The organism is Candidatus Methylomirabilota bacterium (genome assembly GCA_035764725.1).
Taxonomy (GTDB): domain Bacteria; phylum Methylomirabilota; class Methylomirabilia; order Rokubacteriales; family CSP1-6; genus DASRWT01.
Window position 1 is genome coordinate 53432 of record DASTYT010000124.1, and the last position, 21241, is coordinate 74672.

Sequence of the window (21241 nt, forward strand, 5' to 3'; positions counted from 1 at the left end):
TGAGTCCTCATCCTCTGCTCTCGGCGGCCGCGTGTACCACGCGGTTGCCGCCCTGGCGCATCGCTTCGTTTACGTGCGCCTGGGCGCGCGAGAGCAAGACTTTGTCGTTGTATCCGTCGCGGGGGAACGACACACCCCCCACGCTGAGCGTGACCTGCCGCGGACTGCCGGTGTCGGCCAGGAACGCGACCTGCTCGATGTGAGCGCGTACGCGCTCGGCCACGCGCGCGGCGTCCCCGCCCTCGGTGTGGAGCAGCAGGATCGCGATGACGTCGTCCAACCGACCTACCACGTCGGTCGAGCGAAGGAACTGAGCGATCTTTCGGGATACCGCCTGTTGCAGGTCCTCGCCGAACCCCTCCGCGCGCGGATCGGGTCTCACGAGACAGACGGAGAAGAAGTCCTGATAGCGCGTGGCGCGGTCGGCTTCCCGCGACAGCAGATGCCGGAACGCATCCTCGACGAAGGTGCCCGTCGCGGGATCTACGAAGTCGGCCACGGCGCTCCTCTCCTCTTGGTATCGAGAAGTCTGTACGGTCCGGCGTCACCCCGCCATCGCCATCGTGAAACAAATGTGCGACGTCGCGATGACCCTTCATGGGGCAGCAAGCGAGATGCCACGGTGCACCGCCTGACCAATCGGTGCTGTCTAGTTGAGGCTAAATCCCTTTCATAGTAAGTTTTTCGTATAGTGATCGGATCTGCCTTTGGCTTTGGAATCGGGGTCGAGCCCTGCAATTTTGAGGGCCCGTGAAGGGAATGCACGGGACGCGAGAGGGAGGAAGCCGCTCATGTCCTGAGCGAGCTATTTCTTCCGGCTGCGACGATCGACCTTCCCATCGAGGCCGGCCGCCGTGATCTTGTAAAGTAGTGCCTTGTAACTGATTTTCAGGAGCCGGGCCGCCTCGGCGCGATTCCATCTGACGCGGTCCAGGACCTCCTTGAGCACGGCCTTCTCCGCCTCCATGGCCGCCCGCTTCGCGATCTCCTTGAGTCCCATGTCTCCTTCGCGAATTGGAGGCAGCGACATCAATTGTGGGGGGGCGGGTGAGGGGGCGGTGACGGGAATGGTCTCTCGGGGTGCCCAGGGGCGGTTGCGGCGCATCGCGATTTCTTCCTGCAACAGGCCCTCGTTCTGGAGCACGACGAGGCGCTTCACCATGTTCTCCAGCTCTCGCACGTTGCCGGGCCAAGCATAGTCCTGCATCTGCTGCAGGGTCTCGGGCGCGATCCGCGGCGCCTCCCGATCATACTGCCGGCAGAACTTCCGCAAGAAATGCTCGACGAGCAGCGGGATCTCCTCGCGGCGCTCGCGCAACGGCGGGATCGCGATCGTGACCACGTTCAGCCGATAGTAGAGATCCTCTCGGAAGTGGCCGGTGGCCATGACCGCGGCGAGATCGCGGTTCGTGGCCGCGATGAGCCGCACGTCGGTCTCGATCATCTCGCTGCCGCCGACGCGGAAGAAGCGCCCGTCCTGGAGCACGTGCAGCAGCTTGGCCTGCAGGCCCAGCGGCATCTCCCCGATCTCGTCGAGCAGGAAGGTCCCGCGGTGGGCGAGCTCGAACTTGCCGGGCTTTCGCCGATGCGCCCCCGTGAACGCGCCCTTCTCGTGGCCGAAGAGCTCCGACTCGAGCAGGTCTCCGGGCAGGGAGGCACAGTTGACCTTGAGGAACGGGCGGTCGCGGCGCTGCGAGATGTAGTGGACGGACTTCGCCACCATCTCCTTGCCGGTCCCGCTCTCGCCCTGCAGCAGGATGGTCGCGTTCGTGTCGGCGGCCCGCCGTACGATGTCCTCCACCCCGCGCATCCGCTCGCTGTTGCGGTAGAGGAGGTCGAGGTCGGGCCAGAAGCGGTCGGCCTCGCCGCCCCCGGCCAGGTCGGTTCCCGACGCCTCGCTCCGGGAGAGCGCGGCGCGGACCGCGGTCTGCACCGTGGTGGCGGAGGCGGGCTTGGCGAGGAAGTCGGACGCGCCCGCGCGCATCGTGCGCACGACGTGCGCGGTGTCCTGGATGGAGGACAGCGCGAGAAGCACGACGTCCGTCACCTCGAGCCGCATCTGATGGATCAGGTCGCACGCGTCGATCCCCGGTAGATCCATGTCCACGATCACCACCTGGGGCCGGAGGGTGGTGAGCAGAGCCAGCCCTTCCGACCCGCTCCCCGCCGTGAGCACCGGAAAGCCGGCCTCCTTGATGATCCGAGACAAACCCTCGCGGCTGTCGGGGTTCGCGTCGACGACAAGGGTGGCGGCGTTGGCCATGCGGCGAGATTACTTGACGGGCCGAAGAGGGGCCGGGATACTCGGGGCGGAGCACACGATGCGCATCCTGGTCGTGGACGATGATCCTGCCGTCGCGGAGGTCATTGCCGAGGCGATTCGCGCCCGCGGCGACGCCGCGCTCGTTTCACTCGATGGCACCGAGGCCCTCGACATTCTGGGAACCACTCCGGTTGACGGCGTCTTTCTCGATCTGGTCATGCCCGGGCTCGGTGGCCTCGCCACGCTGAGCCGGATCCGCAACCAGCATCCCGGTATTCCTGTCGTCATCCTCTCTGGTCACGCCGATGAGGACCAGGCGCGCGAAGCGCTGGCCCTGGGGGCGGTGGAGGTCGTCAAGAAGCCGGCCGCCCTCGCCCACCTGAGTGAAGCCCTGGCCCGACTCAAGGGCGAGTGATTCGATCGCCTATCCCTCGAATCGGGGCTCGACTAGGTTATGTGACCCAGGATGGGAAAAGCAATACCCATTTTCCCTGAAAGGGCTCGCAATCGAAAGGATGTCAGTTCGCATAGCTGAAGGGGAATGATGTCGCACTCCGCACACACGCTGGCCGGCTTTGCCCGCAGCCTGACACCCTCTCGCATCCCTGCCACCGTACGGGACGGCGTGGCCCTTCGCGTCCTCGACACGCTGGGGTGCGCGCTCGCGGCCTCGGACTTCGACTGGGCGGACACCGTCCTTGCGCCCGTGAGCGCCTGGGGGTACGGCGGCCGCAGCAGCGTCGCGGGCCGCTCGCCGCGCGTGGCCGCGCCCATGGCGGCGCTCGCCAACGGCACGCTCGCCCACGGTCTGGACTTCGACGATACGCACGCGCCCTCGATCACGCATGCCTCGGCGGTGGTCCTGCCGGCCGTGCTCGCGCTCGGCGAGGAGCGGAGACTGCCTGGGCCGGAGATCATCGCGGCCGCGGTGGCGGGTTACGAGACCATCACGCGGCTTGGGATGGCGGCGCCGGGTGCGTTTCACGCGCGCGGCTGGCACGCCACGCCCGCCTGCGGCGCGTTTGCCGCCGCGCTCGCCGCCGGCCGTTGCCTCGCTCTCGAGGAGGATGCGCTCGCGTCCGCCGTGGGCGTCGCCGCGAGCTGCGCGTCCGGGCTGCTCGAGTTCCTCGAGGACGGCTCGAGCGTCAAGCGACTGCATCCCGGGTGGGCGGCTCATGCGGGCGTGCTCGCGGCGGCCCTGGCGGGGGGAGGCATGACCGGTCCCCGCACCGCGCTCGAGGGGCGGTTCGGCTTCTTCCGGGCTGCCCTCGGCGAGGCGCCCGACCTGGCGCCCCTCCTCGACACGCTCGGCACACGCTGGGAAACGCTCGAGATCGGATTCAAGCCGTATCCGTGCTGTCACTACAACCACGCCTACGTGGACGCGGCTCGGCAGCTGCGCGAGGCGCACCGTCTGGACGTGGCGACGATCGCCTCGATCGAGTGCCGGGTGCCCGCGGGCGAAGTCCCGATCGTATGCGAGCCCGCCGCCGCCAAGGCGGCGCCCCGAACCGACTACGACGCGAAATTCAGCCTCCCGTTCTCCGTGGCGGCGGCGCTGATCGACGGGCACGTAGGCGTGAGCACCTTCAGCGCGGCGCGCCTGGCCGACCCCGCTCTGCTGCGCCTTGCCGCCCGCGTCACTTATTCGGTCGATCCCGAGTCACCGTTCCCGCGAACCTTCCCCGGTCACGTCATCGTGCGGCTCGACGATGGGCGGACGTTTGAGGCGCGCGAAGCGAGCAATCGGGGCGGTCCGGACGCGCCGCTCCCGGTAGAGGCCCTCGTGGAGAAGTTCCGCGACAACGCCTCCCGGGCGCTTCCCGAGGCACAGGTGCGCGCACTCGAGGAGAGCGCGCTCGGTCTCGAAGGCCTGGACGACGTGGGCGCGCTCATGGCGCTTGCCCGGCCGGGCGATTGAATCGCTTGCCTCACCCCAGTTGATCTGCCATCATTTCTTCATGAAGCGCGCCGTCGGGTCCGCCCTCGTGACCCTGGCTCTGCTGAGCGGGACGGGCGCCCCCGCGGTCGCCCAGCAGCAGCCCGAGCCCGGCAACTCCCCGTCGAATCAGAACGAGTTCGCGATCATCGCGCCGCATACCACTCGTGAGGCGACCCGCGCCCGCGAGTCGGAGTTCTACCCGGGCGAGGACATCCGGGTGCGGCACGAGCCGGCGTTCGTCAGTGGCCTCAGCAAGGCCCCCGCTTCCGGCCCGATCAAACGCTTGGGCGTCTCGGGCTGGACCTCGCCCCCGGGTCGTGGGGACGGCATTCTGTCGCACGAGACGAGCGGCTGGTTCGGATTCGGCTTCAGCATCATCTGGGAATAGACGCTCCCGCGCAGTGCCACTCCTCAAGGGCAATCTCCACGCGCATACCACGTTCTCCGACGGCCACTATGCCGTCGAAGATGTGATCGCCCGGTATCGCGAGCTGGGATACGACTTCCTCGCCATCACCGACCACGACGATCGCGTCACCGAGAACTACTGGCTCCACATCCCGCTGAGCGATGGGGGGCTCGTCGTGCTGCCCGGTCTCGAGCTCGACTACCGGCCCCTGTCCCAGCACGTCGGCAAGGTGACCGGGGACCGCGAGACGCTCTTCATCCTCAATCATCCCGCCCGGTACGGGCTCGGCGTCGCGGAGATCCTGGCCCGCATCGCCGCCATCCGGACGGCGGGCTGGCCCATCGAGGCGGTGGAAGTCACCGACGCCGGCATCTATCAGCCCGAGCACGACGTCCCCGCCATCCCGCTGCCGCGCGTCGCCACCGACGATTCTCACTGGGAGTCGCAGTTCGGCCGCGCGTGGGTCGAGGTGGAAGCCGCCCGGAGCCCGGACGCCATACTCCGCGCCGTCAAGGCGGGCGACTTCCGGCTGGGCTTCGCCCCGGAGGCGGCGTCCTCGTGATACGCTTGCCCGCCGAGGTGCTCTCATGACGCTCGTACGCATCGGCCACAGCCCGGATCCCGACGACGCCTTCATGTTCCACGCACTCACCGCCGGGAAGATTCGCGTGCCGGGGATCGAGATCGAGCACGTGCTGGAGGACATCGAGTCCCTGAACCGACGCGCCCGGACGGGAGATCTCGAGGTGACCGCGGTGTCCGCCGCGACCTACGTGATGGTCCATCACCAGTACCGGATGATGGATCCGGGCGCATCGATGGGAAAGGGATACGGCCCCATTCTCGTCGCGAAGGAGCCCATGGATCCGAAGCTCGTCGTGGACAAGGTGGTGGCCATTCCCGGCAGCCACACCACCGCCGCGCTCCTCCTCCGGATCTTCGTCGGCGATCCGCCCATCATCGAGGTCGCCTTCGACAAGATCCCCACCGTGGTCGCCGAAGGCCAGGCGGACCTCGGCTTGCTCATCCACGAGGGCCAGATCACCCATCGCCAGATGGGCCTGCACAAGGTGATGGATCTCGGGGAGGAGTGGCAGAAGGATTCCGGGCTGCCGCTCCCCCTCGGCATCAACGTGATGCGGCGCGACCTAGGTGAGGACGTGCACCGTCGCCTCTCGCAGGCCCTCCGCGATTCCATCGACTACGCCTACGCCCACGTGGACGAGGCGCTCGAGTACGCCATGCGCTACGGGCGGGGGATCGACAAGGAGACGTGCCGGCGCTTCGTGCTGATGTACGTCAACGACTACACGAAGCGGCTGGGACCCGACGGCGAGGCCGCGCTGCGCCGCCTCTACGACCTCGCCCACGCCAAGGGCCTCATCCGCGACAAGCCCCCCGTCGACCCGATCTGACCATCAGCGGGCGCCTAGAAATGGCCCCCGCTCTCCCCCAACTGGCGGGCGATCCTTCCAACTCGCCGGCTGTTCAGTACTCGCGGAGTATCTGATACTCCGTGGTTCTCTGCGCCGGCGTGTAGCCGGCGTCGCGGATCAAGCTGATGATCTCGTCCACGGTGGTCTTGTTGACGTAGTCCGCGGCGGCGTGGACGTTCTCTTCAAAGAGCGTGCCCCCGAAGTCGTCCGCCCCCCACGACAGCGCCACCTGGCCGGCCCGCTTGCCCTCGGAGAACCACGAGGCCTGCACGTGGTCGAAGTTGTCAAGGTAGAGGCGCGAGGCAGCCAGCATGCGGAGGTAGGTGCTCGGCCCCTTGTAGGTCTTGATCCACTTCTCGAGCAGGGTATTGCCCGGCTTGAACGACCACGGCACGAAGGCGGTGAAGCCGCGGTGCTCGTCCTGGAGATCGCGGACGGCCTCCCAGTGGTCGATGATGTCGTCGGGCTGCTCCACGTGGCCGTACATCATGGTGGCGGTGGACCGAAACCCCTGGCGATGTGCTTCGCGGTGCACGTCGAGCCAGGCCTTCGGCCCGCCCTTTTTGGGCTCGATGCGCTTGCGCACGCGCTCCGAGAGCACCTCGGCGCCCCCGCCGGGAAGGGTGTCCTGGCCGGCCTCGCGCAGGCGCCGCAGCACGTCGGGCATGGAAAGCCCGCTCACCTGGGCCATGGTCTGGATCTCAGACGCGGTGAAGAAGTGCGGCGTGACCTGGGGGAAGCGCCGCCGGGTCTCGCGGACGATGTCGAGGTAGTAGTCGAGGGGTAGCGCCGGGTTGTGGCCGCCCTGCAGCAGCACCGTGGTGGCGCCTTTTGCCGCCGCGAACTCGACCTTCTCCAGCACCTGCTCCACCGTCAAGGTCCAGGCCTCGGGATCGCCGGGCTTGCGGTAGAAGGCGCAGAACTGACAGTCGGTGATGCACACGTTGGTGTAGTTCGGGTTGCTGTCGATCACGAAGGTCACGCGACGCTCCGGGATGCGCTGGAAGCGCACTTCCTGCGCGAGCGCGCCGACCTCCACGAGGGGCGCCTCGGTGAGGAGCCAGCGGCCGTCTATCCGATCGAGACGCTTGCCTGTTTCGACCTTGGTCCGGATCTCCTCGAGGCGGCTCAGCTCCACACCTTCACCACGTTGTAGAGGGCATCGCGCTCCACCGGGATCTTGCCGGCGTCACGGATCATGCGGAGGATCTGCTCGCGGGCGAGCCCGGCCGGGCTCTCCGCCTGCGCCATGTGAGCGATCTTCTCGTCCTCGAGGGTGCCGTTGACGTCGGAGGCACCGAAGTGGAGCGCGAGCGAGGCCGTCTCCTCGCCGATCATCACCCAGTACGCTTCGATATGGGGAAAGTTGTCGAGGAGCAGGCGCGAGATCGCGATTGTGCGCAGGTCGTCGGTGGGGGGCGTCTGCCGCGGCACCAGCTTGGTGGTGCCGACCTGGTAGGCAAGGGGAATGAATGTGAAAAATCCCCCCGAGCGGTCCTGCTGCTCGCGGAGCCGGAGCAGGTGATCGAGCCGCTCCTCTAGCGTCTCCACGTGACCATAGAGCATCGTGGCATTGGTGTGGATGCCGAGCCCGTGGGCGATCCCGTGGATCTCCAGCCATCGGTCCGCGTCGGCCTTGCCGCTGTAGCGAAGCTGCTTGGCGAGCCGCTTCGAGAAGATCTCGGCGCCGCCGCCCGGCATCGAATGCAGGCCCGCGGCCTTGAGCCGGCCGAGGGACTCGCGCGGCTCGATTTTCCACCGGCGCCACCAGTAGTCGACCTCGGCGGCGGTGAAGGCCTTGATCTGGGTCTCCGGGCGCGCGGCGTGGACGGCCGCGATCATCCGCTCGAAGTACTCAAACGGCCAGTCCGGATGGTGCCCGCCCACGATGTGCGCCTCGCGGGTGCCGGGCTTGATCATCTCCAGCACATCCTCGATGGAGTTCTCGAACGCGCCTTCCTCCCCGGGCTTGCGCGCGAAGTCGCAGAAGCTGCAGGAGAGCACGCAGACGTTGGTGGGGTTCACGTAGCGGTTCAGCACGAAGAAGACGCGGTCGCCGTGGCGGGCGCTCTTGACGTGATCGGCCATGCGGCCGAGCCCGTGGAGATCGTCGGAGGCAAACAGGGTGAGGCCGTCCTCGCGGGAGAGGCGTTCCCCCGCGCGCACCTTGTCCCACAGGGGCGCCAGGCTCCTGTCGCGGAACCGGGCGGGCGCACTCGTCGTCGCAGGCATCCAGGCCTCCTCCGGCGCCGATTCTACTACTTGATGGCGCCCACGGTGAAACCGGCGATGAAGCGGTCGAGGAAGAAATTGTAGAGGATGGCCAGCGGCACGCTCGTGATGAGGCAGGCGGCCATGAGCGAGCCCCAGTAGTAGACGTCGCCCCGCACCAGGGCCACCGGAATCCCCACGCTCACCGTCATCTTCTGCACCGACGAGATGAACGTCAGGCTGTAGACGAACTCCTGGATAACCAGGGTCATGGCGAAGATCACCACGGTAAGGATGCCGGGCACGGCCAGGGGAAGAACCATGCGCCAGATCGCCCCCACGCGGCTACAGCCGTCGACCATCGCCGACTCCTCCACCTCCTTGGGCAGGGTCTTGAAGAAGCCCATGAGGAGCCAGGTACAGAACGGCACCGTGAACGTCGGGTAGATCACGACCAGGGACCAGATGCTGTTCTGGAGCCCGATCAGCGACACCAGCCGGGAGAACGGGATGAAGAGCAGGGTGGAGGGCACGAGGTAGGTCAGGAAGATGCCGATACTGAGCCGCTCGCCCCAGCGCCCGGTGAGGCGAGCCAGGCTGTAGGCGGCGGGCACGGCGAGGAGCAACGTGATGGCGACCACCACGACTCCCACGAAGAGCGTGTTGAAAAGCCACGTGGGATAGAGGGTTTGGCCGAATAGCGTGCGGAGATGGTCGAGGGTCGGCGGCTGATTGAAGATGAAGGGATTGTGCTGGATATTGCTCGCTCCCACGTAGAGATCGCTGTTCTGCTTGAAGCTCGTGACCACCATCCAGTAGAAGGGGAAGATCGCGAAGAGCGTGAAGAACAGGATGATGGCGCGGTGGCCGACGGCCAGCGCCACGCGGCGGGGTCGGACGCGGGCCACGGCTAGACCACCTCGGCGCGCCGCGAGACGCGCAGCATGAACACTGCCAGGACCACCAGCACGGGCAAGAGGAAGAGCGCGATGGCGGCGCCCCGTCCCACGTCGCCCCCGAGCACCCCGTCCTGGAAGGCCAAGCTCGCGAGCACGTGGGTGCTGTTGTAGGGACCGCCGCGCGTGAGCAGGTACACCACGCTCATGTCGGTGAACGTGAATACCACCCCGAAGAGCACGGCCACGCTCAGGATCGGCAGCATCATGGGCAGGGTGATCTGAAGGGCCTTGGCGAGGGGGCCGGCGCCGTCGATGTCGGCCGCCTCGTGCACCTCGGACGGGATCGAGCTGAGCCCGGCGAGCAGGATGACGGTGGAGAAGGGCAGCATCCGCCACACGTGGATGGTGATGATCGCGATCATGCCGAGGGTCGTGTCGCCGAGCCAGAAGTACCACTGACCCGGCCCGAAGTAGCCCACCACCTTGAGCAGCCAGTTGATCACGCTGAACGTTGAGTCGAAGATCCAGAGCCACCCCAGCGTGGCCAGCGAGATGGGCGCCGCCCAGGGCAAGAGGATGAGGAAGCGCACGAAGGACTTGCCCAGGAACTTCTTCATGAGGGCGCGCGCGAGGATGTTCCCCATTACGATGACGAGGAGCTGCGACACGAAGGTGAAGACGAAGGTATTCCGGAGGGCGCGGAGGAAGACCGGGCTCTTCACCACCGCCCGGAAGTTCTGCAGACCCACGAACGACACGTCCAGGCTGCCCGCGGAGGAGTTGGTCACGCTCAGCACCAGCGCGAGCACGAAGGGCACCCCCACGAGCAGGAGGATATAGAGCAGCGCGGGGGCCAGCATCAGCATCCCGAGCGCACGCTCGCGACGGCGGAGGGTATCGCGGGGCGCGAGCGGGCGGGCGGCGACCGCGGGCGCAGCGGGTACGGCGCTCATGGAGTCCCTCTCAAACCGAAACCGGCAGCGGGGCAGGGGCTCCCGCTGCCGGCTCGAAACGCGGGCCGGAGGAGGCTAGGCGTCCTTGCCGCCGCCGACCATGCCCTTCTTGCGCCACTTGCCGAAGATCTCCTTGACGCGGTTGCTGGCCTCCATCATGGAATCCTTCGGCGACAGGGCACCGGTGGCGGCCTTGGCGAACATGTCCGTGATCACGTAGGTGTCGAAGATCTCACCCTCGGCGGGATTGGCGAAGCCGGGGTGCCCGAGATTGGTCGACCAGGGCAGGGCCTTGGCGAGCAGTGAGAGCTTGTCGCCGGGCACCGAGCCGAACGGATCGGCGTTGCACTGCTTGGTGATCCACGCCGCGCCGCTCTCCGCCTTCTTGTTCATCGCGGTGCCGGGCTCCGCGGCGGCCCCGTAGAACGAGGGGAAGTTGTAGAGCTTGCTCGCGAGCATGGACTCGCGGGAGGCGTCAACGAGGGCCACCAAGAACTCCTTGGCCGCTTCCTGGTTCTTCGAGAACTTCCAGACGACGTAGCCGCTCATGACGTGCTCCGAGGCGAGCTGCACGCCCTTGGGCCCCTTGAGGGCGGGCGTGAAGTAATAGTGCTCGATCACCGGCAGCTTGTTGTCCTGGGCGGTGCGGTAGGCGGAGATCGAGTTGAGGATGTACGACGTCTCCTGGGCGTTGAACGCCTGGTTGTTCGACGCCGCGTTCCACGAGAGCACCGCCTGGTTCATCCCCACCGCGTAGAGCCGCTTGGTGTACTCGAGGGCGGCGAGCGTCTCCGGGGAGTTGAGGACGACATTGCCGTCCTTGTCCTGGATGGAGCCGCCGTGGCACCAGAGGATGTTGCGCACCGCCATGTTCGAATCGATGTCCTGGGAGAGTCCGATACCGATGGGAATCTGCATCTGCGGCGCGACCTTCTTCACCTCGGGCGCCGCCTTGACCAGATCCTCGTAGGTCACCGGGCCGTTCGGCATCCCGATGTCGCTCCAGACCTTCTTGTGGAAGTTGCCGGGATCCGGCACCCACATGTCGGACAGCGCGAACTGCTTCTTGGTGAACGGGTTGTAGGTGCTCCGGTGGGCGAGGTCGACCGGCGTCCCGTACTTCTTCTCGAGGGTCCGCGCGACGTCCGCGAGGTCGACCACGTGCTCCTCGAACGCGCTCGCGAGGCCCAGGAACATGTGCACGTCGTGGCCCGACTGGGCCGCGACCTCCGCGGTGGCGCGCGGCACCACGTCGGCGAACGAGACGTGGTCCACCGTGACCTCGATCCCCTTGGACTGGCCCCACGCCTTCGCCCACGGATCGAACCACTTGTCGTAGGCGGGCACGAAGTGGCTCCACTGCAGGATCTTGAGGGTCTTGTCGGCGGCGCGGGCGGAGCGGACGAGGATGGCCGGCGTGACGGACGCGGCCGCCCCGGCCGCGACGAGGGCGCCGCTTCTCAGCAGGAATTGCCGGCGAGTGGACATCTTGGCACCTCCATTGGTCTACTGGATCTGCCCCGTCCAGCGGGACAGCGAGCAATTCGAACGCCGGTTAAAAGAATACCATGGGGGGTCGCCGGCACCGGGCGAGGTCCCGCCCGTCGTGCCTGCCGAGCGTGCTATCCTATGCCGCCGTGACCGTGCCGATCCGCGCGACCTTCGACGACATCAAGGTGGGCGAAGAGTTCATCTCGCCCGGCCGCACCGTGAGCGAGACGGACATCGTCGTCTTCGCCGGCCTGTCGGGCGACTACAACATCCTCCATACCGACGCCGAGCACATGAAGTCGTCTCAGTTCGGGGAGCGGATCGCTCACGGTCTCCTCGGCCTCGCCATCCAGCAGGGGCTGGCCTCGCGCATCGCCCCCGAGCTGGTCGAGCAGCCCGTCGCTGGCCTTGCGTGGAAGTTCAGAGGGCCCATCAAGATCGGCGACACCATTCACGTGGAGGCCAAGGTCACCGGCAAGCGCGACGGGGACCGCCCGGGCTGGGGGGTCGTGACCATCGAGCGGCGCGTGCTGAATCAACGCGGCGAGCTGGTGCAGGAAGGGGAGACGCAGCACCTCGTCGAGCGGCGCCGTGGCTAGTCCACCGGCCTCGAGCGCAGCGCCGCGGGTCGAGCGGCGCTGCTACTTCGAGGACGTGGTGGTGGGCGCGCCGCTCGAGACGCCCGGGCTCACCCTCACCGAGGCCCACGTGGCGCTCTACGAGGGCCTCACCGGCGGCCAGCCGGGCGCGAGACCCGGTCGCGTGCCCGATCTCCTTCCCCTCTGCATCTCTTCAGGACTCGGCTGGCGCGTGCCCCAGCCACCCCTCGCCGTGCTCGCCTTCATGGGGTTCGAGTGGAGCTTTCACCTGCCGCTCCACGTGGGCGACACCATCCGCAGCCGCTCGCGCACGGCGGCCAAGCGGTCCATGAAGGAAGGCGGCGTCATCTTCGAAGAGCGCGACATCCTGAATCAGCGCGGCGAGGTCGTGCAATCGGGGCGGCTCACCCTCCTGGTGGCGAAGCGAGGCGCGGCATGACGGGGCGCCCCAAGCACGTCCTCATCCTCACCGCGTCCTACGGCTCGGGGCACAATCGCGTGGCCCAGACCCTCGCGACGGAGTTCGAGGCGGCGGGCGCGACGGCGCGGGTGGTCGATCACTTCCGCGAGCTCGTGCATCCCGTCTTCGACGACGCCAGCCGCTCGCTCTACTACGCGATGCTTCGCCGCACCCCGCTCGTCTGGGGAGCCGCGTACTGGCTGGGCGATCAGCTCAGCGTGTCGTCGCCGCTGCTCGTGGGACTGAACCGCCTCGGCATGCGGAAGCTCCGCCGACTCATCCTGGCCGAGCGGCCCGACCACGTCGTGTCCGTGCACCCGACCCCGGTGGCCGCCCTGTCCGAGCTGCGGGCCCGCGGCGTCGTCATCCCGCCGCACACGACCATCTTCACGGACTTCGTCGCGCACACCCAGTGGATCTACCCCAGCGTGGACCGCTACTGCGTCCCCGCCGAGGAAATCGCCCACGATCTCCTCGCCCGCGGCGTGCCGAGGGAGCGGGTGGTCGTCACCGGCATTCCCGTCGGCACCGAGTTCTCGCTGCCCGCCGACCGCGCCGCCGCCCGCCTGGCCCTCGGACTGTCGCCGCGCCTGCCCGTGCTGCTCTTCATGGACGGATCGGGCGGGGGATTCGGCCGGCTGGAGGACGCCACGCGGAAGATCCTCGAGATGGAGGAGCCGCTGCAGGCGCTCGTGGTGACCGGTCGTGAGGAGCGGCTCGAGGCGCGGTTGCGCCAGCTGGCGACGGCTCGGGAATCGCGCGTGAAGGTCTTCGGCTTCGTCGACAATATCCGCCAGCTCATGGCCGCCGCCGACTTTCTCGTGACCAAGGCAGGCGGGCTCACCCTCGGCGAGGCGCTCGCCGCCGACCTGCCCGTCATCTCCTTCGGCTCGCTGCCGGGGCAGGAGGCACGGAACGAGCGCTTCGCCACCATGGCGGGAGTGGCCCTGGTCGCGCGCTCCAACGCCCAGCTCCACCGCGTTATCGTCGCCGCGCTCCGCGACCCAGTGCTGCTGAAGAACATCCGCGACCGCGTCCGCCTCTATCGCCGGCCGCAGGCCTCCCGGACCATCGTCGACATGGTGCTGTCCACCGCCACGCTGGCGAAGGAGCGCGCCTCCTGAATCCGGTCTGGCTCGCCACCGCGCCGCTGGCGTGGGCGGGCTATGCCTGGGGCTCCCATCTCCTCACCCTTGGGAGCGTATGGCGCGGCTCCCGCCACCGCCCGCTCGCGACGCTCACCTTCGACGACGGGCCCGACCCCGAGACCACGCCGAGGGTGCTCGACGCGCTCGCCGAGCACGGCGTGCGGGGCGCCTTCTTTCTCATCGGCCGGCGCGCCGCCGCCTCCCCGGCGGTCGTCAGGCGGATCATTGCCGAGGGCCACGATCTCGGCAATCACACGTGGAGCCATCGGAGCCTCTGGCTCTGCGGGCCGCGCGCCACGCGCCGCGCGGTGCTGGACGGGCACGACGCGATCGCGCAGGCCGCGGGGCAGCCGCCACGCTACTTCCGCGCGCCCTGGGGCATGACCAATCTCGCCCTGTTCCCGCTACTTCGCCGCCTGACCACCCCGTGCGTGTTCTGGAGCGTGCAGCCGGAGCGGCGCCGGGCCGTCGAGCCCGCTCGGCAGATCGCCCGCTGCGCCCGGCGGGCCGCGCCCGGCGCCATCCTCGACCTCCACGACGCCGATGGCGTTCCCGGCGCCGGCGCACGTCTGGCCGGCGCGCTGCCCGGCATCGTCGGTGCCCTGCGCGCGCAGGGGCTCGCGTTGGTGCCGCTCCGCGATCTGCTGTAATATCGCGGCGACGCCCACCGAGCATCCCCGACAAAGGAGTCATGTGATGGCTGTCGACCCGCGACACAAGAGCCGGACCCTCCTCGAAGGCACCGACCGCGCGGCCGCGCGCGCGATGATGAAGGCCGTGGGCTTCACCGACGAGGACCTCGGGCGGCCGCAGATCGGCGTGGCCCACTCCTGGATCGGCACCATGCCGTGCAACTGGAATCACCGGAAGCTCGCCGAGAAGGTCATGCAGGGCATTCGTGCGGCCGGCGGCACCCCCATCGAGGTGAACACCGTCGCCATCACCGACGGCATCACCATGGGCACCGAGGGGATGAAGGCCTCCCTGATCAGTCGGGAGATCGTGGCCGACTCCGTGGAGCTGGTGGCCCGCGGCCACATGTTCGACGGCATCGTGACGATCTCGGGCTGCGACAAGACCATCCCGGCGATGGCGATGGTGGTGGGCCGGCTCGACTTGCCCGGGCTCATGCTGTACTGCGGCTCCATCATGTTCGGGCGCTGCACGGGCGCCGGGCAGGACACGAGCTTCGGCGGGCGCAACCTCACCATCCAGGACGTGTTCGAGGCGGTCGGGGCCTATAACGCGGGCAAGATCAGCCTCGAGGCCTTCCGCGACGTGGAGGATCACGCCTGCCCCGGCGCGGGCGCATGCGGCGGTCAGTTCACGGCGAACACCATGGCCACCGCCTACGAGATGCTCGGCGTCTCCCCCATGGGCTGGAATGGAATTCCTGCGGTCGATCCGCGTAAGGAGGAGATCGCCTTCGAGTGCGGGAAGCTCGTCATGGACCTGGTGCGGAAGGGCGTCACCCCCCGCTCGCTCGTCAGCCGGAAGAGCTTCGAGAACGCCATCGCGGGCGTGATGGCCACCGGCGGCTCGACCAATGCGGTGCTGCACCTCATCGCCACCGCGCGGGATTTCGGCGTCAAGCTCGGGATCGACGATTTCGACCGCATCGCGAAGAAGACCCCGGTGCTCGCCGACCTCAAGCCGTGGGGACACTTCACCGCGCCCGAGATGTACGAGGCGGGCGGAATGCCGGTGGTGGGCAAACGCCTGCTCGAGGCGGGCCTCCTGCACGCGGGCGAGAAGACCGTCACCGGCAAGACCATTGGCGACGAGGTGAAGCACGCGTCCGAGCCGGCCGGCCAGAAGGTCATCCGGCAGCTGACCGAGGCCATCAAGCCCACCGGCGGCATCGCGATCCTGCGGGGCAACGTCGCCCCCGAGGGCTGCGTGATCAAGCTCTCGGGCCAGTCGAAGTACCTCCACCGCGGGCCGGCGCGCGTGTTCGAGCGCGAAGAAGATTCGTTCAAGGCCGTGAAGGAGGGAAAGATCAAGCCGAACGACGTGATCGTCATCCGCTACGAGGGTCCCAAGGGCGGCCCGGGCATGCGCGAGATGCTCCACGTGACGGGCGCGCTGCAGGGGGCGGGGCTCGGCGACTCCGTGGCGCTGATGACCGACGGACGGTTCTCGGGCGCCACCCACGGCTTCATGATCGCCCACATCGTGCCGGAGGCGGCTGAGCGCGGCCCCATCGCGGCGGTCCGAAACGGCGACATCATCACGATCGACGTGAAGAAGCGCCGCCTCGACGTGCAGATCTCCGCGGCGGAGATGAAGAAGCGTCTGGCGAAGTGGAAGGCGCCCAAACCTGGCTACACGAGCGGCGTCTTCCACAAGTACGCGGAAAGCGTCCGGAACGCGTCCGAGGGTGCTGTCACCAGCTAGCGCCGCGGGGGGGGCTACGACGACTTGACGCCGGTCAGCCGGAGAGCGCCCGACGTCAGGGCCCGGCCCAGCCGCCCGGAGCAGACGCGCCGCGTGACGCTGCTCTGGAGCGCGCGCCGCATTCCCTTCGACCCCAGGAGCACGCGCGCCGTCATCGCGCCGGTACGGCTGACGCCGCGGAGGAAGTCCAGGTAGGCCTCGTAGTTCTCCCGCGCGACGTAGTAGCGGCTCATTGCGATGGACACCGTCACGTTGTGCACCTGGTGGAAGAAGCGCCAGGGGACGTAGATCACGTCACCGGCCGGCACGTCTGCCCAGTAGAACTTGATGCCGTGGGGAAGCTCACCCAGCTTGCCGGCGAGATAGCGCTCGATGCCGTCCACGGTGACGAAGCCGGTCGACTTGTCCGTGCGATTGCTCGCCGTCGCGATCCCGGAGCGGACGAGCCGCATGGCCGCGTTCTTCCGCTGCCAGGTCGGCTCGGGAAACTCGCGGCCCGAGAACAGCAGCCAGCGCTTCGTGCCCCGGAGGCAGGCGTTCCAGGTCACGGTGTTGGAGTTGTCGAAGTGGCAATCGGTGGCGCTGCCCGCCGCGCCCCAGTAGATGGGCATGTGACCTCGCGTGCTGAAGTCCGGGTCGGGGAGCGCGGCGAGCCAGTCCTCGTCCAGAAAGTCGGGAACCGGCCCGATGTCGGCGAGGAGCTCGGGTCGGTGAGAATTCGGATACCATTCGGCCAGGTAGAGGCCCGGCACTGACTGGACCTCCGAGGCAAACACGCCCATGGGCACCCGCGCGGACCATTGCTGCTGGGTGCCCCCCAGCGCGATGGGCTGGCGCACCTCGACGTTCGTCCCCGCTCCGATGGTCTGGACGAGGAACTCCGGCGTCCACTTCCGGAATGCGGGCCACTGAGTCGCCAGCCCCTGAAAGATCACCGGCTGGTCGGCATAGGTCCCCGCGAAATCGTCGGACGTCAGCCCGGACCAGTCCTTCAAGACGGGAACCGGAGTCAGTTCCGAGAGGCGGGCGTAGTCGGGAAGTTTCTCATCAAGCATAGGGGCTTCTGCTCGTCCACCGTAGCATCGGCCCTCGCGAAGTGTCAAACCACGCGCCTGTGACGGCTAGCCGATGGCGATGTCCAGCCATCCCTCCGGGCTGACGACGGCGCGCTCGTCCTGGCGAATCACCACCGTGGTGGTGGCCGACTCGAAGAGCGCCGGCCCCTTTACCTCCTGGCCCGGCGCCAGCGCGTCCATGTCGTGCACCGGCACCTCCATCCAGCGCCCGAGGTACGCACGGCGCAGCCGGGGCGCGGTCACCGGCGGCCGGAGGGGCCGGGCCTCGTCCGAAGGCAGGGCGGGCAGGCGCCCGATCACGGCGAGGCGCGCGTTCACCAGCACCACCTCCTGGCCGGGCGCGCTGTAGGTGTAGAGCGCCTCGTGCCGGGCGTGGAAGCGCGCTACCACCTGCTCCATGAGATCGGGCGCATCGATGTCGACGCCGTCCAGGGGCACGCCGATCTCGAAGGTCTGCTCGCCGTAGCGCATGTCCACCGACCGGCGCACGGAGATCTCACCGGCGAAGTCGCCCAGGCGCTTGCGTCCCTCCGCCTCCATCTCCGAAAAACGCCGCCGAAGGCGAACCGTCCCGATCTCGCGCGCCTCGCCCACGTGGGTACGCACCATCTCGTAGCGGAGGTCGGTGGCGAGCATGCCCCAGGCGGAGAGCACGGAGGCGACCCGCGGGACGAAGACCCGGTTGATCTCGAGCATGCGCGCCACCTGCGTGATGTGCAGGCCCGCCGCGCCGCCGAAGGCGAGGAGGGCGAAGCGCCGGGGATCCGCGCCCCGCCGCACCGACACGAGGCGAATCCCCTCCGCCATGTTGGTGTTGACCACGCGGCAGATCCCCTCCGCGGCCGCCACCGGGCTCATGCCGAGCCCGCGCGCGACGCGCGCGACCGCCTTCTCGGCCGCGCCGGCGTCGAGACGGGTACGCCCGCCGAGGAAGTTGGCGGGATCGAGGAGACCCAGCACGACGTTGGCGTCGGTCACCGTGGCCTCGACGCCCCCACCCCCGTAGCAGGCGGGGCCGGGCACGGCGCCCGCGCTCTCGGGCCCCACGTGGAGGATGCCGCCCGCGTCGACGCGCGCGATGGAGCCTCCGCCGGCGCCGAGGGTGTGGATGTCGATGCTGGGCAGGGCCACCTTGTTGCCGCCGACGGCCTTGTCGCCGGTCAGATGCGGCTCGCCGCGCTCGAGGAGCGCGATGTCGGTGCTGGTCCCGCCCATGTCGAAGGTGATCAGATCGCCCTCGCCCACCACGCGCGCGCAGTGAGCGCTCCCGGCGATGCCGCCGGCCGGGCCCGAGAGCACCGCGCCCGCCGCGAGCCGCACGGAGTCCGCGATGGTGGCCACGCCGCCATGGGACTGCATGATCAAGACGCGGCCCCGATAGCCCGCGTCGCCCAGCCGCCGCTCGAGCCGGCCGAGATAGCCGGCGAGCACGGGGCCCACATAGGCGTTCACCACGGTGGTGCCGAAGCGCTCGTACTCCTTGATCTGCGGGAGAACCTCGGAGGAGAGCGACACGTAGGCGTCGGGGAGGAGCCTCGCCACCAGCGCGCGTGTCTCGCGCTCGTGGCGGCCGTCGCGGTACGCGTGGAGGTAGCATACCGCCACCGACTGCACGCCATCTCTTGCCAATCGACGGATGGCGGCGGTAGCCGACCCGCGGTCCAGCGGCGTCTCGACCTTGCCGTCGAAGCGCATCCGCTCGCGCACGTCGAGCCGCCGCGCCCGGGGCACGAGCGGCACCGGCGGCGGCATCCGCAGGTTGTAGCGATCGTCCTTCAGGCCCTCGCGCATCTCCACGATGTCGCGGTGCCCGGCGGTGGTGAGCATGCCCACCGTGGCCCCCTTGCGCTCGAGGAGGGCGTTGGTCGCGACCGTGGTCCCGTGCACGATCACCTCGGTGCGGGCCAACAGGGCCGCCGTGCCGAGCGAGAGCTCCTGGGCGAGCAGCCCGATGCCGTCCAGCACACCAATGGATGGGTCCGCTGGCGTGGACGCCGACTTCGCCAGCGTGACACGGCCCGACTCGTCCACCGCGACCAGATCGGTGAACGTCCCTCCGACGTCGATGCCGACGCGAAGCATCAGGCTTTCCCTCCACGTCGATTCTTCGCGGCTGATTTGCTCGACGGTCGCCGCGAGCGGCGACCTCTGTATGGAGGCTGCGCATCTTTGGAGTTGGCGCGCCCGTTCTTGGAGTAGCCGCGCCCGTTCTTGGAGGTCACGAGCCCGTTCTCTCGGTCGCGGGCGCGGGCGGCGGTGTCGCGACGACGAGGATCGCCATAGCCGCCCCCGCCCGCGGACTCCACGACAAACGTGGCGCCCGGCAGCACCGGCACCCCGACCTCCTTGGTCTTGAGGAAGCGCGTCTTGCCCTTCGCGACCACCCGATAGCGATGGGGCAGGCCGTCCTTGCCGCCGAGGATCCCGTACGATGGGTGCCGCACCCCGTCGCCGGCGGTGTTCGCGCGGCCCTCGGCACTGGTCTCGACGCGCAGGGTGAGGAGGGAGCCCACGCCGCCGCGGTGCTGTCCATCGCCCGCCGAGTCCGGCCGGAACTCATGCCGCGCGAAGAAGAGCGGGAAGCGCGTCTCGGCCACCTCGACGCTGCCGAACTTGATCCCGCCCGCGGCCTGGCCCTCGCCCGCGGTCTCCCAGCCATCGCCCACCGCGCAGGCGCCACCGCCGCCCCGCGCGTGGAAGAGGTGCCAGATGAAGGGCCGCCGCGTCCGCGGGTTCACCCCGGAGATGGCGATGCGGAAGCGCCGCGACCAGCCCGCGAGGACGCGGTCGGGGCAGCTCTTGGCCAGCGCCTTGATCACGGCCTCCGCGATCTCCTGCGCGCAGTGGTTGGTGGCCAGGGTGACCGGGGCGGGGGGGTACGGCCACACCACGGAGCCCTGTCGCGCCTTGACCGTCACCGGCCGGAACGTGCCCTCGTTCTTCGGCGTGCGCGGGTCGATGAGGTACGCGAGCGCCATGTGCACGGCGGAGATGGTGTTGGGGTAGGACGAGTTCACGAAGCCAATCACCTGGTCGTGACTGTCGCTCAGATCGACCACCAGCGAGTCGCCCTTCTTGGTGACGGTGGCGCGGAGGGCGATGTCCTCGATCCCGTGGCCATCGTCGTCGAGCACCGACTCACCCTTGAACACGCCGTCCTTCCATTCGCGGATGCAGGCGCGGGCCTGACGCTCCGCCCCGTCCAGCACCTCGCCGACCGCGGCAAGCACGGTGGGAAGCCCATACTCCTCGATCAGGCGCAGGATGCGCCGCTCGCCCATCCGCGTGGAGCCGATCATGGCGTTGAGGTCGCCCTTGAAGTCGCGCGGGTGGCGCACGTTGAGGGCGACCGTCTCCAGCACGTCGTCCCGCAGCGTCCCCGCGTCGTAGAGCTTCAGCGGAGGAATGCGCACGCCCTCGTGCCAGATCTCGGTGGCGCCCGGGTTGTAGCCGCCGTGGGTGGCCCCGCCGATGTCGTGCTGATGCGCGCGGTTGATGGACCAGAAGACGAGCTGGCCCTCCGCGAACACGGGAAGCAAGACGGTGAGATCGGGAAGGTGATTGTTGCCGTGGTACGGGTCATTCAGGAGAAAGAGGTCTCCGGGACGGATGCGCCCCGCGAAGTACTCCGCCACCGACTGCACCGCCCACGGCAGCGCGCCCACGTGGATGGGCACGTGCTCGGCCTGGGCGGCGAGACGGCCGAGGCCATCGAAGACCGCGGTGGAGAAGTCGCGGCTCGAGTTCAGGATCTGCGAATAGGCGGTACGGAGCATGGCCTCGCCCATCTCCTGGACGATGGCCTCGAGCCGGTGCTGGATGACGGAGACGGTGATGCGGTCGGGTGTCATGCCCGCTAATTTACATCGTCGAGAGGCCCGCGGTATACTGCCGCCGCCCGAGGCCTCGATCGCGCGCCCGGCGCGCCCTCTCAATCCTGCCAAAGGAGGTAGGAAG

Annotated in this window: 20 protein-coding genes; 10 read left to right on the forward strand and 10 right to left on the reverse strand. The window is 68.5% G+C overall.

Features of this window, described 5'->3' with window-relative positions:
* Nucleotides 1-7 precede the first annotated feature (7 nt).
* Nucleotides 8-499: a GGDEF domain-containing protein gene (locus tag VFX14_20505; GenBank protein ID HEU5192078.1), complete on the reverse strand. Its 492-nt coding sequence runs from the start codon at nucleotides 497-499 to the stop codon at nucleotides 8-10.
* Nucleotides 500-805: 306 nt separating this feature from the next.
* Nucleotides 806-2263 carry a sigma-54 dependent transcriptional regulator gene (locus tag VFX14_20510; protein HEU5192079.1) on the reverse strand — a complete coding sequence of 486 codons (1458 nt, stop codon included), beginning with the start codon at nucleotides 2261-2263 and terminating at the stop codon, nucleotides 806-808.
* Between the two features lie 58 nt (nucleotides 2264-2321).
* Here VFX14_20510 and VFX14_20515 point away from each other — a divergent pair, with 58 nt between their 5' ends.
* The 5 genes from VFX14_20515 to VFX14_20535 all read left to right on the forward strand — a co-directional run bounded on the left by VFX14_20515 (nucleotide 2322) and on the right by VFX14_20535 (nucleotide 6029).
* Nucleotides 2322-2678: a response regulator gene (locus VFX14_20515; protein HEU5192080.1), complete on the forward strand. Its 357-nt coding sequence runs from the start codon at nucleotides 2322-2324 to the stop codon at nucleotides 2676-2678.
* 129 nt (nucleotides 2679-2807) lie between these two features.
* Nucleotides 2808-4184, forward strand: a complete 1377-nt coding sequence (locus tag VFX14_20520; protein HEU5192081.1) for an MmgE/PrpD family protein — start codon at nucleotides 2808-2810, stop codon at nucleotides 4182-4184.
* 40 nt (nucleotides 4185-4224) lie between these two features.
* A complete protein-coding gene (locus tag VFX14_20525; protein ID HEU5192082.1) occupies nucleotides 4225-4593 on the forward strand; it encodes a hypothetical protein in 369 nt (122 codons plus the stop codon).
* A 13-nt stretch (nucleotides 4594-4606) separates the two neighbouring features.
* Entirely contained in the window at nucleotides 4607-5176 is a 570-nt protein-coding gene (locus VFX14_20530; GenBank protein HEU5192083.1) for a PHP domain-containing protein, read from the forward strand.
* A gap of 25 nt (nucleotides 5177-5201) precedes the next feature.
* Nucleotides 5202-6029 carry an MqnA/MqnD/SBP family protein gene (locus tag VFX14_20535; protein HEU5192084.1) on the forward strand — a complete coding sequence of 276 codons (828 nt, stop codon included), beginning with the start codon at nucleotides 5202-5204 and terminating at the stop codon, nucleotides 6027-6029.
* 73 nt (nucleotides 6030-6102) lie between these two features.
* Here VFX14_20535 and mqnC read toward each other — a convergent pair whose 3' ends face one another.
* The 5 genes from mqnC to VFX14_20560 form a co-directional block, all read right to left on the reverse strand.
* Entirely contained in the window at nucleotides 6103-7188 is a 1086-nt protein-coding gene (gene mqnC, locus VFX14_20540) for a cyclic dehypoxanthinyl futalosine synthase (protein HEU5192085.1), read from the reverse strand.
* Nucleotides 7179-8282 (reverse strand): aminofutalosine synthase MqnE, encoded by a 1104-nt coding sequence (mqnE, locus tag VFX14_20545; protein ID HEU5192086.1) that lies wholly within the window; start codon nucleotides 8280-8282, stop codon nucleotides 7179-7181. Before mqnE ends, mqnC begins: the two co-directional genes overlap by 10 nt.
* 26 nt (nucleotides 8283-8308) lie before the next feature.
* Nucleotides 8309-9145 carry a carbohydrate ABC transporter permease gene (locus tag VFX14_20550; protein ID HEU5192087.1) on the reverse strand — a complete coding sequence of 279 codons (837 nt, stop codon included), beginning with the start codon at nucleotides 9143-9145 and terminating at the stop codon, nucleotides 8309-8311.
* Nucleotides 9146-9171: 26 nt separating this feature from the next.
* The gene (locus VFX14_20555; GenBank protein HEU5192088.1) at nucleotides 9172-10113 is read right to left on the reverse strand and encodes a sugar ABC transporter permease; all 942 of its coding nucleotides are present in this window, start codon (nucleotides 10111-10113) and stop codon (nucleotides 9172-9174) included.
* A 75-nt stretch (nucleotides 10114-10188) separates the two neighbouring features.
* A complete protein-coding gene (locus tag VFX14_20560; protein ID HEU5192089.1) occupies nucleotides 10189-11601 on the reverse strand; it encodes an extracellular solute-binding protein in 1413 nt (470 codons plus the stop codon).
* 149 nt (nucleotides 11602-11750) lie between these two features.
* On the opposite strand from VFX14_20560, the gene VFX14_20565 reads away from it, so the two are divergent.
* The 5 genes from VFX14_20565 to ilvD are packed head-to-tail and all read left to right on the forward strand — an operon-like array spanning nucleotide 11751 to nucleotide 16208.
* Nucleotides 11751-12203, forward strand: coding sequence for a MaoC/PaaZ C-terminal domain-containing protein (locus VFX14_20565; protein ID HEU5192090.1), 453 nt, complete (start codon nucleotides 11751-11753; stop codon nucleotides 12201-12203).
* Nucleotides 12196-12642: a hypothetical protein gene (locus VFX14_20570; protein ID HEU5192091.1), complete on the forward strand. Its 447-nt coding sequence runs from the start codon at nucleotides 12196-12198 to the stop codon at nucleotides 12640-12642. The genes VFX14_20565 and VFX14_20570 overlap by 8 nt, the downstream gene beginning before the upstream one ends.
* Nucleotides 12639-13787, forward strand: a complete 1149-nt coding sequence (locus VFX14_20575; GenBank protein ID HEU5192092.1) for a glycosyltransferase — start codon at nucleotides 12639-12641, stop codon at nucleotides 13785-13787. Before VFX14_20570 ends, VFX14_20575 begins: the two co-directional genes overlap by 4 nt.
* A 26-nt stretch (nucleotides 13788-13813) precedes the next feature.
* A complete protein-coding gene (locus VFX14_20580; GenBank protein ID HEU5192093.1) occupies nucleotides 13814-14461 on the forward strand; it encodes a polysaccharide deacetylase family protein in 648 nt (215 codons plus the stop codon).
* A gap of 46 nt (nucleotides 14462-14507) precedes the next feature.
* Entirely contained in the window at nucleotides 14508-16208 is a 1701-nt protein-coding gene (gene ilvD / locus VFX14_20585; GenBank protein ID HEU5192094.1) for a dihydroxy-acid dehydratase, read from the forward strand.
* Between the two features lie 14 nt (nucleotides 16209-16222).
* Here ilvD and VFX14_20590 read toward each other — a convergent pair whose 3' ends face one another.
* The 3 genes from VFX14_20590 to VFX14_20600 form a co-directional block, all read right to left on the reverse strand.
* Complete coding sequence (locus tag VFX14_20590; protein ID HEU5192095.1) at nucleotides 16223-17263, reverse strand: cupin-like domain-containing protein; 1041 nt, start codon at nucleotides 17261-17263, stop codon at nucleotides 16223-16225.
* 66 nt (nucleotides 17264-17329) lie between these two features.
* Nucleotides 17330-19366 (reverse strand): hydantoinase/oxoprolinase family protein, encoded by a 2037-nt coding sequence (locus tag VFX14_20595; protein ID HEU5192096.1) that lies wholly within the window; start codon nucleotides 19364-19366, stop codon nucleotides 17330-17332.
* A complete protein-coding gene (locus VFX14_20600) occupies nucleotides 19366-21135 on the reverse strand; it encodes a hydantoinase B/oxoprolinase family protein (GenBank protein HEU5192097.1) in 1770 nt (589 codons plus the stop codon). The genes VFX14_20595 and VFX14_20600 overlap by 1 nt, the downstream gene beginning before the upstream one ends.
* Between the last annotated feature and the right edge of the window lie 106 nt (nucleotides 21136-21241).

Excerpts from the sequence above, each read along its gene's own strand:
- VFX14_20555 (HEU5192088.1), bottom strand. The coding sequence starts at position 10,113 with ATGAGCGCCGTACCCGCTGCGCCCGCGGTCGCCGCCCGCCCGCTCGCG.
- VFX14_20595 (HEU5192096.1), bottom strand. The coding sequence starts at position 19,366 with ATGCTTCGCGTCGGCATCGACGTCGGAGGGACGTTCACCGATCTGGTC.
- ilvD (HEU5192094.1), top strand. The coding sequence starts at position 14,508 with ATGGCTGTCGACCCGCGACACAAGAGCCGGACCCTCCTCGAAGGCACC.
- mqnE (HEU5192086.1), bottom strand. The coding sequence starts at position 8,282 with ATGCCTGCGACGACGAGTGCGCCCGCCCGGTTCCGCGACAGGAGCCTG.
- VFX14_20510 (HEU5192079.1), bottom strand. The coding sequence starts at position 2,263 with ATGGCCAACGCCGCCACCCTTGTCGTCGACGCGAACCCCGACAGCCGC.
- VFX14_20525 (HEU5192082.1), top strand. The coding sequence starts at position 4,225 with ATGAAGCGCGCCGTCGGGTCCGCCCTCGTGACCCTGGCTCTGCTGAGC.
- VFX14_20535 (HEU5192084.1), top strand. The coding sequence starts at position 5,202 with ATGACGCTCGTACGCATCGGCCACAGCCCGGATCCCGACGACGCCTTC.
- VFX14_20575 (HEU5192092.1), top strand. The coding sequence starts at position 12,639 with ATGACGGGGCGCCCCAAGCACGTCCTCATCCTCACCGCGTCCTACGGC.
- VFX14_20560 (HEU5192089.1), bottom strand. The coding sequence starts at position 11,601 with ATGTCCACTCGCCGGCAATTCCTGCTGAGAAGCGGCGCCCTCGTCGCG.
- VFX14_20600 (HEU5192097.1), bottom strand. The coding sequence starts at position 21,135 with ATGACACCCGACCGCATCACCGTCTCCGTCATCCAGCACCGGCTCGAG.
- VFX14_20590 (HEU5192095.1), bottom strand. The coding sequence starts at position 17,263 with ATGCTTGATGAGAAACTTCCCGACTACGCCCGCCTCTCGGAACTGACT.
- VFX14_20520 (HEU5192081.1), top strand. The coding sequence starts at position 2,808 with ATGTCGCACTCCGCACACACGCTGGCCGGCTTTGCCCGCAGCCTGACA.
- VFX14_20515 (HEU5192080.1), top strand. The coding sequence starts at position 2,322 with ATGCGCATCCTGGTCGTGGACGATGATCCTGCCGTCGCGGAGGTCATT.